14 protein-coding genes are annotated in these 13,646 nt (G+C 57.5%); 8 read left to right on the top strand and 6 right to left on the bottom strand.

Annotation, left to right across the window (positions count from 1 at the left end):
* Positions 1-76: 76 nt before the first annotated feature.
* Positions 77-1,159, bottom strand: coding sequence for a 23S rRNA pseudouridine(2604) synthase RluF (gene rluF / locus ACYSMN_RS20240; RefSeq protein WP_488925730.1), 1,083 nt, complete (start codon positions 1,157-1,159; stop codon positions 77-79).
* Between the two features lie 206 nt (positions 1,160-1,365).
* Positions 1,366-2,433 (bottom strand): proline iminopeptidase-family hydrolase, encoded by a 1,068-nt coding sequence (locus ACYSMN_RS20235; RefSeq protein WP_488925729.1) that lies wholly within the window; start codon positions 2,431-2,433, stop codon positions 1,366-1,368.
* 278 nt (positions 2,434-2,711) lie between these two features.
* Here ACYSMN_RS20235 and ACYSMN_RS20230 point away from each other — a divergent pair, with 278 nt between their 5' ends.
* Positions 2,712-3,581, top strand: coding sequence for a helix-turn-helix domain-containing protein (locus ACYSMN_RS20230; RefSeq protein ID WP_488925728.1), 870 nt, complete (start codon positions 2,712-2,714; stop codon positions 3,579-3,581).
* Positions 3,582-3,706: 125 nt separating this feature from the next.
* Positions 3,707-4,108, top strand: a complete 402-nt coding sequence (locus tag ACYSMN_RS20225) for a nuclear transport factor 2 family protein (protein WP_488925727.1) — start codon at positions 3,707-3,709, stop codon at positions 4,106-4,108.
* Between the two features lie 197 nt (positions 4,109-4,305).
* Here ACYSMN_RS20225 and ACYSMN_RS20220 read toward each other — a convergent pair whose 3' ends face one another.
* Together ACYSMN_RS20220 and ACYSMN_RS20215 are read right to left on the bottom strand one after the other, a co-directional pair.
* Positions 4,306-5,040 carry a YebC/PmpR family DNA-binding transcriptional regulator gene (locus tag ACYSMN_RS20220; protein ID WP_488925726.1) on the bottom strand — a complete coding sequence of 245 codons (735 nt, stop codon included), beginning with the start codon at positions 5,038-5,040 and terminating at the stop codon, positions 4,306-4,308.
* Between the two features lie 423 nt (positions 5,041-5,463).
* A complete protein-coding gene (locus tag ACYSMN_RS20215; RefSeq protein ID WP_488925725.1) occupies positions 5,464-5,907 on the bottom strand; it encodes a hypothetical protein in 444 nt (147 codons plus the stop codon).
* Positions 5,908-6,161: 254 nt separating this feature from the next.
* Between ACYSMN_RS20215 and ACYSMN_RS20210 the strand changes: the two genes are divergently transcribed.
* Positions 6,162-7,070 carry an arginase family protein gene (locus ACYSMN_RS20210; protein ID WP_488925724.1) on the top strand — a complete coding sequence of 303 codons (909 nt, stop codon included), beginning with the start codon at positions 6,162-6,164 and terminating at the stop codon, positions 7,068-7,070.
* Positions 7,071-7,190: 120 nt separating this feature from the next.
* Entirely contained in the window at positions 7,191-8,057 is an 867-nt protein-coding gene (locus tag ACYSMN_RS20205) for a DUF4097 family beta strand repeat-containing protein (RefSeq protein WP_488925723.1), read from the top strand.
* 84 nt (positions 8,058-8,141) lie between these two features.
* On the opposite strand, the gene ACYSMN_RS20200 is transcribed toward ACYSMN_RS20205, so the two are convergent.
* Both ACYSMN_RS20200 and ACYSMN_RS20195 read right to left on the bottom strand, forming a co-directional pair.
* Entirely contained in the window at positions 8,142-9,158 is a 1,017-nt protein-coding gene (locus tag ACYSMN_RS20200; RefSeq protein WP_488925722.1) for an MBL fold metallo-hydrolase, read from the bottom strand.
* 297 nt (positions 9,159-9,455) lie between these two features.
* Positions 9,456-9,890, bottom strand: coding sequence for a hypothetical protein (locus ACYSMN_RS20195; protein WP_488925721.1), 435 nt, complete (start codon positions 9,888-9,890; stop codon positions 9,456-9,458).
* Between the two features lie 545 nt (positions 9,891-10,435).
* Here ACYSMN_RS20195 and hutU point away from each other — a divergent pair.
* From hutU to ACYSMN_RS20175, 4 genes are read left to right on the top strand one after another with little or no spacing between them, the layout of a single operon-like run.
* Positions 10,436-12,235 carry a urocanate hydratase gene (hutU, locus tag ACYSMN_RS20190; protein WP_488925720.1) on the top strand — a complete coding sequence of 600 codons (1,800 nt, stop codon included), beginning with the start codon at positions 10,436-10,438 and terminating at the stop codon, positions 12,233-12,235.
* A 12-nt stretch (positions 12,236-12,247) separates the two neighbouring features.
* Positions 12,248-12,790, top strand: coding sequence for a hypothetical protein (locus tag ACYSMN_RS20185; RefSeq protein ID WP_488925719.1), 543 nt, complete (start codon positions 12,248-12,250; stop codon positions 12,788-12,790).
* Positions 12,791-12,802: 12 nt separating this feature from the next.
* A complete protein-coding gene (locus ACYSMN_RS20180) occupies positions 12,803-12,985 on the top strand; it encodes a hypothetical protein (protein ID WP_488925718.1) in 183 nt (60 codons plus the stop codon).
* A gap of 22 nt (positions 12,986-13,007) precedes the next feature.
* The gene (locus ACYSMN_RS20175; protein ID WP_488925717.1) at positions 13,008-13,643 is read left to right on the top strand and encodes an FMN-binding negative transcriptional regulator; all 636 of its coding nucleotides are present in this window, start codon (positions 13,008-13,010) and stop codon (positions 13,641-13,643) included.
* Positions 13,644-13,646 lie beyond the last annotated feature (3 nt).

The following is a 13,646-nucleotide window of genomic DNA, read 5'->3' as shown; positions in this document are numbered from 1 at the left end:
GAGCCGAGGGCGGGACTAACTTTTCCATGACCCGAAATTAACTCAAACAGCTTCTTAGCGCAGCTGATAGGGGTGGCTACGAGCGTTTGCCGGGCCGGGCGCTTCCCCGGGTGCCCCGGCTAGAGCTTTTCGGTTTGCCTGGGCCGCTAGCTGGGCGGCCAGGGCGAGTGCCGGGCTGACCAATCGGCCGCCCTGAGCCAGCCGCCCGTCCCGCCTTAGCCAGGCCGCTGGGCTTGGCCGATTTGCGACCAGCTGGCTTCTCTACCCACGCACCAGCCGGCTTGGCTTTGGACTTGCGGGGTGCATCTTCATTGGGAGAGCCAGAGGCCGGACGCGCGATGGTAGGCTGGCCAACGCTAGGGCGGGAGGTTTTGCGCGAAGGACGGTCGGCCCACTGCTCGGCGGTGGAAACGGTTTTGCGGCGGCGTGGTACGGAGCCATCGTCGGTGCTGCTGGAATGCTCGGTCATCTCGAACAGCACTTTCAATTCTTTCTCCGTCAGTTCCCGCCACTCACCTAAGCCCAGGCCTTTGATGCTGATGTTCATGACGCGGATACGCTCCAACTGCACCACTTCGTAGCCGAAATGCTCGCACATGCGCCGGATTTGGCGGTTCATGCCCTGGATGAGCGTGATGCGGAAGATGTAGTTGGTTTCCTTCGTGACCTTGCACTTCTGCGTCATCACGCCCAAAATGGGCACACCACTGGCCATAGCCTCAATAAACGGGTCGGTCAGCGGCTTGTCCACCATCACAATGTATTCCTTCTCGTGCTTGTTGCCGGCCCGCAGAATCTTATTGACGATGTCGCCGTTGCTGGTCAGCAGAATCAAGCCCTGTGATTCTTTATCGAGCCGGCCAATCGGGAAAATCCGCACGCTGTGCTTGATGGCGCGGATAATGTTGTCCTTGATAGTGGTGTCGGTGGTCGTGACGATGCCCGGCGGCTTGTTGTAAGCGATATAGATGGCATCCTCTTCGGCCCGCGGCTCAATCACGATGCCATTCACCACCACTCGGTCTTTGCTCGTCACCTGGTCGCCGATGTTGGCGCGCTTGCCGTTCACGAGCACGTTGCCCTGCTCGATGTGGCGGTCAGCCTCGCGCCGGGAGCACACGCCGCTTTCACTGATGTATTTATTGAGTCGGGTGGACATGATGCGGAAGGATAAACAAGAGAGGAAATTGCCCACCGGAAGCAGCGGCGGACCACAAAGATACGGCGGAAGCGGAGAGGGGATATAGGAATATAAGTGCAGCCCAACTCCAAGGCTTTTCGTGGGGCATCTCTAGGTTTCGGTAAATCAGCAGGTTTGGTAAGTCTTGGATTGGCGAGTTTAGCTTCTGCGAGCCACTCACTTTCTTACAGCGCCACTTCCTTTTCGCCCTTGTTCACTCCTAAAATAAACTTGGTTAGTCCGCGCATATACGTTTGCTGGTCGTCGTAGAGGCTCATGTGGCTGCCATTGGGGCAGATGAGGGCGGTGCCGTTTTGTACCTGCGTGGCAATGCGCCGCATGTGCTCCGGGTCCATGGTATCGTATTGGCCACCGATGGAAAGCACCGGCACGGCGAGCTTGGGCAGATCCTGGGTTCGGTCCCAGTTGGCCAGCTTGCCAGCAATACCAAACTCGCTGGGCCCCTGCATGGTCACGTAGAGCGATTTATTGACTTTGGCACCAGAGCGGAGCACGGGCTCCGGCCACTGCTCTAGCGGCAGGCGGAGCACGTGCTTGGCGTAGAAGTTGGGCAGCAGTAATTCCATGTAACGCGGGTTGTCGAAGTCCCGGCGAGCTTCAATCTGCTGGATTTCGGCCAGCACTTTCGGGTCCATCTGCTTAGCCAGCACGTCTTCGGCGTACTTGTCGTACGCTGGGCAGCTCATCATCATGTTGGAGATGATGAGACCCTTGAGGTTCTGTTGGTACTTGAAGGCGTACTCCGCCGCCAGAATGCCGCCCCACGAGTGGCCGAGCAAGTAGAAATTGTCCTTGGTCAGGTTGAGGGCCTGGCGCACCTGCTCCACTTCTTCTACGTAGCGCGGCAGGCTCCACATGGCCGTATCCTTGGGATTGTCAGAATTGCCGCAGCCGAGCTGGTCATAGTAAATGATTTCGATGCCTTCGGCGGGCAGGAAATTTTCCATGCACTCGAAATACTCGTGCGTATTGCCAGGCCCGCCGTTGAGCAGCAATAGCTTCATCTTCGGGTTGTTGCCGAAACGCTTGGTCCAGACCTTGAATGTACCCTTGGGCGTCGTAATCGGAATCACCTTCACGCCGCCGTCCTGCACCGCTTCGGTGGTATCGCGGGCGAAATAAGTGGCAGTAGTAGAGGCAACTTGCTGTTCTTTGGCGGGAGAAGAGCAGGCGGTGTTGCAGAGGCTTGCGAGCAGTAAAGCAAAACCAAGTAATCTGGGTGAGGCAGGCATAGGGAGCTAGGCTAGAGCAGGTAAAAACGTGATGCCGGTGTTTGGCGCTAAACGGCGCAACGGCACGGCTGAAGCTACCCATAATTTGTACCTGTCCAAAACTCACCCGACTAAATCGCGCCCCAAAAGACCACCCTTGCTTTTGTTCATTAGGTACCCCCACAAGTCGTGGCTCGTGAACTTGGTAACTTCTCGCGCAATCCGTTGCTTCTGCGGAAGTAACAGATTTCAGGTAAAGCAACTTCCCGCTGGGTTCTGCTCCAGCAAGTGCCATAGTCATGCAATACGATAGCCTCAAATCCTTCGAGTACCACAAATTTGTGCGCAACATTCTGCGCGGCGACGCGCGGGAGCAGCCTTTCTATTTGGCTACTGAACAGGATTTTCTCAAAGGAGACCTCGTGACATATCCGTACCGGAACTACTTCTACGGTATTGGGGTGGCCCACGAAGACAGCCGGCGCTTGCGCATAGGTGTACAAGAACTAGAGTTACGCGCCCACACCATGCTCGTTATCGGGCCGGGCATTCCCCGGTTGTGGCTCGATGAAAACTGGGGTCTGAAAAACGATACGTTATTTTTCACGCCCGCTGTTTTCCAGGCACCTTTCCACAGTAGCTTTCTCGCTAGCCTGCCGTTTTTTCGGGCCGGTGCTCAACATATAGTAACCCTAAATACCGAGCAATACTCCTTTATTACGGCGCTTTTCAAACTGATGCACCAGTGTCAGCACACCGCCACGCTTAGCGGGTTGCTTTACGCGCTATTAGCCCGTGTGAGTGATATATACCACCAGCAAGAAAGTGGGCAGACGGCAGTCCTAACGCGAGCCCAACACATTGGGCGACAATTCAGCGAATTACTACACCAGCATTATCTAGAACATAAGGACATAGCTTTTTATGCTGACCAGTTACACCTCAGTGCCAAGCACCTAGGAGAAGTTATCAGGCAGGAAACCGGAAAATCTGCCAAAACGCTAATTGATGACCTCGTCATACTAGAAGCCCAAAGCCTGCTGAAGCAAACAGCAATGAGCGTGCAAGAGATAGTGTATTGGCTTGGCTACGAAGACCCATCGTATTTCGTGAAGGTCTTTCGGCGGCGTACCGGTCTGACACCCCTGGCCTACCGCCGCCACAGCTGAGCCGAAAAAAGTACCAGCTTTACCGAAATACGTGCCAGCTCGCCGGGGCAGTTTAATCTACCTTTGACTTGTTGATCGGGACAGTGTTTGCCCCGTGTGTTTCACCTCACCAACTGTCCATTATCATGACAACGAGCACCCTGCAAACCAACCAACTGTCGGCTGAAGCATTTGAGTGGTACGTGGCCTACCTCCACACCCAAGACCAGCTCGATGTGCAAGCCTACGGCGAATTTCTGGCTGATGACTGCGTACTACAATTCGCTAACAACCCAGCCGTGACTGGTAAGGCGCCTATTCTGGAAATGCTGACACCGTTCTGGTCTGGCTTGGAGCACAACAACCACACATTGCTTAATATCTTCGGTACAGACCAGAAGTTTGCCCTGGAAGCTCTAAACTCCTTCACTCGCAAAGACGGCAGCGTGGTAGCCGTGCCAGCTATGGCCGTGACCGAGCGCAACGCCCAAGGGTTGGTCTGCGCCGTGCGAGTGTTCATGGATATGGCGCCAGTGTTGGCTCACTAATCGTTGCCGAAGAAACTCCTATCAGCAAGAAGCTGCAAAACGTTGTGGCACGGTAGCTAAACCGACACCTACAACCAACTAAACTCTTCACACATACTCAAAAACAGAACGGGCCGCCCCAGCCGGAGCAGCTCGTTCTGTTGTAAACAGCGTCCACAAAATCCGTGGAATCCGCTAAAATCCGTGCTAATCCGTGATCAGCCGAGCGTATGATACACCGCCTGCACGTCGTCGTCATCTTCGAACTTCTCGATGAGGTTCATCACTTCTTCTAGTTGCTCGCCTTCGAGGTGGACGGTGGTGTTGGGTACGCGCTGGAGCTGGGCCGAAACTACGGCGAGGCCCTTTTCTTCGAGGGCCTTCTGCATCTGGCCGAAGTCCTGGAAGGTAGTTTCCACCACGATAAAATCCTTCACGTTGCCTTGCTCGTCCTCTTCCTGATCGGCGTACACGTCTTCAGCACCCGCGTCGATGAGCTCCAATTCTAGCTCGTCAAGGTCGAGGCCCTCCGCGGCGAGGCGGAACACGCCTTTGCGGGTGAACGTGTAGTCGCTGGAGCCGGCCGTGCCGAGGGCGCCGTTGCCGCGGTTGAAATACATGCGCACGTTGGCCACGGTGCGAGTGGGGTTGTCGGTGGCTGTTTCGATGACGACAGCCACGCCGTGGGGCGCGTAGCCCTCATACACCACTTCCTGGTAGTCTTTTTCCTCCTTGCTGCTGGCGCGCTTGATGGCGGCTTCCACGCGGTCCTTGGGCATGTTCACGCCCTTGGCGTTCTGCATCGCCGTGCGCAGGCGGGAGTTGGTATCGGGGTTGGGGCCCGATTCTTTCACGGCCATCACAATTTCCCGGCCGATACGGGTAAAATCCTTGGACATCCGGTCCCAGCGCTTCATTTTGCGGCCTTTGCGGAATTCAAACGCGCGTCCCATCTATACGGAGGTGATTAGGTGAGTAAGTAATTAAGTGAGTAGGCAGGCCTATGCTTGGAAAGGGGCCGCAAGTTAGCAGAAAGCCGGAGCGGGCGCAACGTGGACCCTTTTGCCCCAGCCGGACTGGAAACAGATAAAGTGTACCTTATAATTGAAGGACTAAGAAATAAGGTACAAGTGTTGTACCCTATTTTTTAATTGTTGAAAAATAAGGTACAACACTTGTACCTTATTTTCTGATTATCGAATTATAAGGTACAACCCTGTGATGGCTGCCTTCACTACTTCTGGCGAGCGTCCAGTGCTTCACCCGCCATTAACTCGGCCTGCCCCAATGGGAGTGAGCTACCTCTCCGGCTGCCGTTCCGGGAGTGGCAAAGCAGAGAAGTCACACCTGCAACCCTGGAGTTTCGACAAGGAAGCTTACTGAGCCCGTAGCGTGTAGGTGCTCTGGTTGCCGGCGGGGTAGCCTTCGATGATGAGGGTAAGCAACCCATTGGCCAGCCGAAAGATGCCCTTGTCGGTGCGGGGCTGGCCTTTTTTATCGGTGTATGAGAAGCTGATGTGGTTGCCAGCAAAAATGAAGCGGCCAGTTTGGTCGAAGCGCATGATGCCGCCGTTGGCGTTTAGAGTCAGCTGCTTGTCATAGGTACCGTCGGGGCGGAGGGTAAGGGTGCCCCCGACACCCTGGGCCGCCATTGGAGCTGGATCGGTGCCTTTATCGAGAATAGTATAAGTGAGGTAGGTGTAGGTGGCGAAGAATGACGGCGCCAGCGTGGGCACTGTCGTTTTGGCTTTGCGTTGCGCTAGAGCCGCTGGCGCAGACAGCAGCAGGCTAACAAGTAAGGGAAGCAGGCGAAGTATCATGGCCGAAATGTAGGCTTAGGGAATGAGGAAAGAGCAATGAAGAATGCAGAACGACGAACAAGGAATTGGTTTTGCCGTCTGTCATCCTGAGCTTGCGAAGGACCTTACCACCACCGACTGGTTAGCGTTGAAAGGCATCGTAGCAACAACTCATACTGGCCTGATAAGGTCCTTCGCAAGCTCAGGATGACAGACGATTTTTCAATTTTTCATCTCTGATTCTTCGTTGCTCACTCTCAATTCTTCCTATGCCAATGTTTCTGCGTGAACTTATTCGCCCCGCCGCCGAGCTGCCCGAAGCTGACGTGTGCCTCGTAGGTCTGCCGCTCGATTTTGGGACGGTGCTGGAAGGCGGCCGGGCCGGCGCAGTAGCGGCGCCCGCGGCCATCCGGCGCGAGCTGCGCCGCTACCACAAAACCTACAACCTGGAGCACAACGTGCACCTCGACGCGCTCCGCCTCGCCGATGCCGGTGACCTGGACCTGAGCCACCCCGACCACGCCACCAACCACGCCCACATCCGAGAGCAGCTAGCGCAACTCCTGCGCCAGTACCCGCGCGTCGTGGTGCTTGGCGGCTCCCACGACGGCTCCTACAGCACCGTGCGCGGCCTCTTCGATGCGGTGGGCGGCCAGCCCTTAGGCGGCATCAACCTGGATGCTCACGCCGACGTGAAGGACAAACCCGACATGATCAGCAGCGGAACGCCTTTCGGGAAGCTGCTGCGCGAAGGATTTCTGCACGGCCCACACTTCACCGAAATCGGGCTGCATTCCAACCTCAACACCTACGAAGACATCAACTTTCTGCACCAGCAGCAGGTTACCATTGTGCCGCTGGCCCACGTGCAAGCCGACGGAATGCCGCTCTATCTGGGCCGGGCGCTGTCCAGAGCGGCGGGAGCCGGTGCCGCTTTTGTGAGCTTCGATATGGATGGTTGCGCCGAGGCCTTCGCGCCGGCCGTATCGGCTCCTAGCGCCGACGGTTTTACGCCGCGCCACGCTACGGAAGCGGCTTTTTTGGCCGGCAAAAAAGCGGAGGTCCGGCTGTTTGAAGTCGTGGAGTTCAACCCGGTTTTCGACCGTGATAATCAAACCGCCCGATTGGCGGCTACCATTATCACCGCCTACCTCACGGGCGTGGCCGCCGAAATTAGCGGGTAGGCTGATGCTTGGGTCAGTAATACGTAGGCAGCATTTATCACGGACCTGATGCAGATGCTTTAGCTTGCACCCACCGTTGCTACCGGTGTTTTTATTCGGCTAACCGCTCGCACTTCCGCTATGAAATGTTTGCTCTTTCTGTTCACACTGATGACGCTAACTGGCTCCGTTGCCGCTCAAACGGCACCTGCTTTCCAAAGCCATTGCGAAACCAAACCGGATAACCAACGGCAGAAAACGTACTGCCAAACCCGCGACCTGACCATGCCCGCACCACCCGTTGGCACTGCTCTCACCATTGATGCCCGCGAAAATGGCGGTATCACGGTGCGCGGCTGGAATGGGGCCAACGTGCGAGTCCGCGCCGTCATCGAAGGGCGTTCCGCGACCGTAGAAAATGCACGGGCCCTAGCTGCTAGCGTGAAAGTAAGTACCACCGCCAACACCTTGCGCGCCACCGCTGCCAGTGGTTCCGATACTAAAGATTGGTCGGTGAGCTATGAGGTGTTTGTGCCCACCCGGACGAGCCTGTCCTTACGGGCCAACAATGGCAGCCTCCGCCTCGAAAACGTGCAGGGTAAAATCGCCTTCGAAACCGTAAATGGCGGCGTAGACCTCACGGGTCTAGACGGTGATGTGCGCGGCAAAACCACCAACGGCGGCCTTACGGTAACACTCACCGGCCCCGCCTGGACTGGCACCGGCCTCGACGTGAGCACCACCAACGGAGGCGTGACCTGCCGAGTCCCGGCTACCTACGCCGGCATTGTGGTGGCCCGCACTAGTCGGGGCCGCGCCGCGGCCGTATTAGCGCCGGAAGTGCGTAAACTGCTCCAGCCGCACAACCTCACGGCTACTTTCGGCAAAGGCGGCCCGCAGTTGCGCCTGACCACCGTAAATGGAGGCGTTACGGTGCAACAGGAGGGGGCCAAAGCGGAAGAAGCACCCGTTCCGCCCTCCCCAGCAGCGTCGCAAGAGGACGAGTAGAAATAGGGTGACAACTAACACGAGGGCTCCTTCATTCCGCAAATGCAGAGCGAAGGAGCCCTCGTTTCTGTCGCTGACTAGCTGCTAATACGTTCGAACGGTGTAGCCCACGCCAGAGTGTTGATTGGCGGCTGGTTCTTGGGGCGCGTAAGGATACCGCTTCAAGTACATATTTTGCTGGTGTTTCTGCCGGTCCCTGAGCAGCAGAGCCGTGCCAATCAAGGCCCCTAGCGCCACGCCGGCAATAGTGAGCTTGGTGGTTAGTGGATCAGATGTGGGGGCGGGCGGCAACGATGCCACGCCGTTGGCATCGAGGCGGGCCGGCTCCTGCACGTAGCGGCCTCTGGTGGGCATCGGAAAATGGTCGGCGAGGTGCTGCAAGCCTTCCGTGGCCGCCGAGCCAGTGATAGCCGGGCCGTGGCCGCAACCAATGGCCTCCGGGCGCAACACTGCCAACTTCTGTACCGATTCGCGCACCTGCTGCCAGTCGTAGTTGAAGGGCGCGCCGGCTACGCTGATTTTGGGCAGTTGCAACAACACGGAGGGCACCGACTCGTGGTTGGTCGTGGCGAAGGCGTCGCCACCCAGCAGCGTCCGGTCCGATTCGCGGAACAAGGCCAACTGGCCGGGTGCGTGGCCAGGCACGTGCAGCCAGCGCCAGCCCGGCAGAAACGGTACCTCTTCCGAATCGGTAGGGAAAACCTGCACGTAGTCGCTGAGCTGGAACGACTGCGGCGGGAAAAACCGGGCCACGAAAGCCAAGCTGCCGCCATGCTCCACGGTTGGGTCGGCGGGCGGATACACAGCGCGGGCCGTTAGAAAAGGCAGTTCCAGCGGGTGAGCCAGGATAGGCACTTTCCAGTGTTCAGCCAGGGCCTGGGCAGCGCCGGCGTGGTCCATGTGGCCGTGCGTGAGAAGTATGGCTTCTGGGTGCGTGCCGGGGTAAAAGAGCTTGTCGGCAACAGCCAAGATATCCTTTTCCGAACCCGGCAGGCCGGTATCTACCAGCACCCAGGAGCCGGGCGTGCTACTTTCCACGAAATACACATTGACAAAACGCTGAATGGTGAGTTGGTGCACACCAGGGGCTAATTCTTTCATCTTGTTTTGGTGGTTGGTGAGTAAGGCATGGCAGTAGTACGAGAACTTCGCCTAATAGGAGAAGGTTGGACTCTGCCTAAATGATAAAGTCAAGAAAACATGCCTCATACTCGCGCCTCGCCCGCTTGGCAACTCAATAGGCTGCATCAGCGAAGTGCCAACTCATCAATACTGCCAGGCAAGCCAATCAGATTAATCATGCTGAAATAGATAAATCAACCTTGGGTGGCAGGCCACAAAACAAAAAAGCCTCCCTGTTCGGGAGGCTTTTTTAATAGACTGAGAACTCAGGTCAGGTTACTGGCCAGTCGTGCTGCCACCGCCACCAGCGGTTGAGCCACCAGCAGTGCTGCCACCGGCAGTCGAGCCACCAGCCGTGCTGCCACCGGCAGTCGAGCCACCGGCCGTGCTGCCGCCAGCCGTGCTACCACCTGCGGTAGAGCCACCGGCGGTAGAGCCACCAGCCGTGCTGCCGCCAGCCGTCGAACCGCCACCGGCAGTAGAACCACCAGCCGTGCTGCCGCCCGACATATCGCCACCGGCGCCGCCCGACATAGAAGATGTGTCGGAGCTCATAGCACCGCCGGCATCAGAGGTTGAAGATTCGGTGGAAGTGCCCGAGGCGTCGCTAGTGCCGCCGCCAGCTTGGCTGCCTTCGCCGGCGTTGTTGCCGCCGCAAGAAGCTACAGAGAAAGAGGCTGCTGCCAGGGCAATAAACAATACTTTTTTCATGGTGTTGGTTGGTAAAAGTGAGGATTAAATTCAGGTTTAATGCTGAGCTACAGCAGGGTTACCTGTTGCTTTATACCTTTGCTCTTACGGAGGTAACCCGGAATAGGATAAAAATTCTTCGTTTAGTTATAACTGACGAGCTTGCCTATCCAGCTTTTTTGCAATTGTCAGGTTGTTAACTCGCTTAGCCGCAGAACTCTGATAACTCACATCCGACGAGGGTACTGGCGTCGTCAGGCGGGCAGATTGGCGCTCAATCTCCGGCCTACGGTTGGCAGCGCCAACCAGCAAAAGGTCTACGAGCACGAATACGCGAAGGAAGTTGACAAAGTGAAGCATGGAAGTTGAGTTGTTAGGTCAGTTGGAAGGGCTGTTTGGGGTCAGCCCCGCTCCGATACGGAATGCTTCATTTTCCGGCTAACAAATTCAGATTAAGATTTGGTGAATGCGAGTTGTAGCTCTGCAGTTCTGCTTTGAGCGAGTTCAACGATGTCTTGAGCAACTCAAAAAACTTATCTTCCAGCCCCAACTCACCCCACCCACTCATGGCCCACTCTGCCTTCCAAACGCCCGAGCTTAACCTCGAAGCCACCTCCTTCTCCAGTGCCACTCAACCGTCAGCCAGCTCCTCTTTCGTCACAGGCGCGGCCAGTGGGGGAGGGCGGCCCCTGTACCCGGAATTCAAGCCTACCGAAACCATCCGCGCCGCTCACGGCACCACGCTACGCTGTAAAACCTGGGAGGCCGAAGCCGCCCTGCGCATGCTCGAAAATAACCTCGATCCGGCCGTGAGCCTGGTCTACGATGAGCTGATTGTGTACGGCGGCGCTGGCCGGGCGGCCCGCAACTGGAAGGAATACCAAACCATAGTCAGCACACTCAAGAACCTCGAAGCCGACGAAACCATGCTGGTGCAATCGGGGAAGGCGGTGGGGGTGTTGCGTACGTGGGCGCACGCGCCGCGCGTGCTCATCGCCAACTCCAACCTCGTGCCCGCCTGGAGCACGCAGGAATACTTCGATGAGCTGGATAAGCAAGGTCTGATGATGTACGGGCAGATGACGGCTGGCTCCTGGATATACATTGCCACCCAAGGCATCGTGCAGGGCACCTACGAAACCTTCGCCGCCGTAGCCGACAAGCACTTCAACGGTACGCTCGCCGGCACCATCACCGTCACGGCTGGCCTTGGTGGCATGAGCGGCGCCCAGCCGCTGGCCGTCACGATGAACGATGGGGTGTGCCTTGTTATCGAGCCGATTGAGGCCCGCGTGCAGCAGAAAGTGCGCGAGGGCTACGTAGATGAGCAAGCCTGCGACTTGAACCACGCCCTAGAACTGTGCCAACAGGCCAAAGCTGCCGGCAAAGGCTGGTCGGTGGGGCTCATCGGCAATGCCGCTACCGTGCTGCCCGAACTGCTGGCCCGCGGCTTCCGCGCCGATATCGTGACCGACCAAACCTCGGCCCATGACCTGATGGACTACATTCCCGAAGGCGACATTGACGCGGTGTTGGCTCTGCGCCAGCAGCAACCCGAGGAGTTCAAACGGCAGGCGCTGGCTTCCATCGTGAAGCACGTCCAAGCCATTCTCGCCATGCAAAGCCAGGGCACCATCGCCCTCGACTACGGCAACAACTTGCGCGGCCAGGCCGAAAAAGGCGGCCTCAAAGTACGCGACGAGCACGGCCAGTTTCTCTACCCCGGCTTCGTGCCGGCTTACATTCGGCCGCTGTTCTGCGAAGGAAAAGGCCCTTTCCGTTGGGTGGCCCTCTCCGGCGACCCGCAAGACATTCTGCGCATCGACCGCGCCCTGCTCGAAACTTTCCCCGACAATCAGATGCTGCACCGCTGGATTGCTAAGGCTCAGGCCAAAGTGCCCTTCATTGGGCTGCCAGCCCGCGTGTGCTGGCTCGGCTACGGCGAGCGGGAGAAGTTCGGCTTGGTCATCAATGACCTTGTGGCCCGCGGCGAAGTGAAAGCACCCATTGTCATTGGCCGCGACCACCTCGACTGCGGCTCCGTGGCCTCACCTAACCGCGAAACCGAAGGCATGAAAGACGGCTCCGACGCCGTAGCCGACTGGCCGCTCCTGAATGCTCTAGCCAACTGCGCCTCCGGCGCCGATTGGGTGAGCCTGCACAACGGCGGCGGCGTGGGCATTGGCAACAGCACTCACGCGGGCATGGTGATAGTAGCCACCGGCACACCCGAAAAAGCCGAGCGTCTGCGCCGCGTCCTCACCACCGACCCCGGCATGGGCGTCTTCCGCCACGCCGACGCCGGCTACGAGCTGGCTCAGCAAGTAGCTCAGGAGCGCGGCGTGAAGATTCCGGGACGGGAGTAAGCAGATTACATAATGGATAATGATGACATCCGAGGCGTAAAAGGAATTTCCGCTCACATTGATAAGCTGACCAACTCCATTGAAAACGCTATTTCCAAGGAAGTATTTGCAACTGTCGTCACGCCAGTAGCCAGCAAGAGCTTAGCTCATAAATTGGATTGGGCTTTTGATTGGAAAAAGGAATTGCGCATGGCAAGTCGGGAGGTATTCCAATTGACTACCGAGGATAATCCAACCATTATACACGGCCTCATCAGTCTGGAGGAAATGCAGGGGTTCTTGTATATGCATCTGCTAGAAAGTGCCAGCTTCAACAAGGGCAAACAGAAGCTTTATCTCGGCGTGCCGGGTAATCTGGTAGCTTTTGCTTGTAAATTAGCGTTTGAGCGCGGGCACGATGGGTACGTGGCCTTTTTTTCCAAAACAGCGTTGTTACAGCATTATACCAATATCCTTGGTGCGACGCCCATTGGCGGCCAGCGTATGGCCATCGAATATAAGGCGGCCCGCAAGCTGGTCGCTCAATACTTCAAAGACTTCGAGTTTCCCAGTTAACTATAGCCATCCATGAACAAGAAACCAGGTATTGAACCCCGTGAGGTGGATTTGGTAGTTGAGCCTTCCGCGCCACTAACACCTCAGACTGCCCAGGAAATAGCGCGCTTTGTGGCCGCCAGCAAACAGCAGCAGAAGCGCCGTCGCCTTGGCGTAGCCGCCAAGCATCAACGCCAACTGCCCAGTACTAAATAATACACCCAACGTCCCTAACGCTATGTACACTCCCAGTCATTTCGCCGAAACCCGCCTTGAAGTGCTGCACGAGATGATGCGCAGCCACTCTCTGGCTACTCTAGTGGTGAACACGGCGGAGGGCTTGATAGCAAATCATATTCCGCTGCTACTCGACCCGCAACCGACGCCCTACGGCACGTTGCGCGGCCACATTGCGCGGGCCAATCCGCTGTGGAAACTGGTGGATGCCCAGACGCAGACACTCGCTATTTTCCAGGGGCCGGATTCCTACCTCACGCCCGGCTGGTACCCCACCAAGCACGAAACCGGTAAAGTGGTGCCCACCTGGAACTACGTGGTGGTACATGCCCACGGCCCGTTGCGCATCGTCGCCGACGACCCGGCCTGGCTCCGGGAGCACCTGACGCAACTCACTGCCCAGCACGAAGCGTCTCGCCCGCAGCCGTGGCAACTGACCGATGCCCCAGCTAATTTCATCGACGGTCTGGTAGCCGCCGTGGTGGGCATTGAAATTCGTATCGACCGGCTGGAGGGTAAGTGGAAGACCAGCCAGAACCAGACCGAGCGTAACCGCACCGGCGTGGCCGAAGGACTAACCGAGCGCCAGCAACCGCACGACGCGGCAATGGCGGCATTAGTAGCGCCAGCTAAATAGCGG

It is taken from the genome of Hymenobacter sp. M1-2, assembly GCF_057808495.1.
This window is presented reverse-complemented; position numbering and strand designations above follow the sequence as displayed.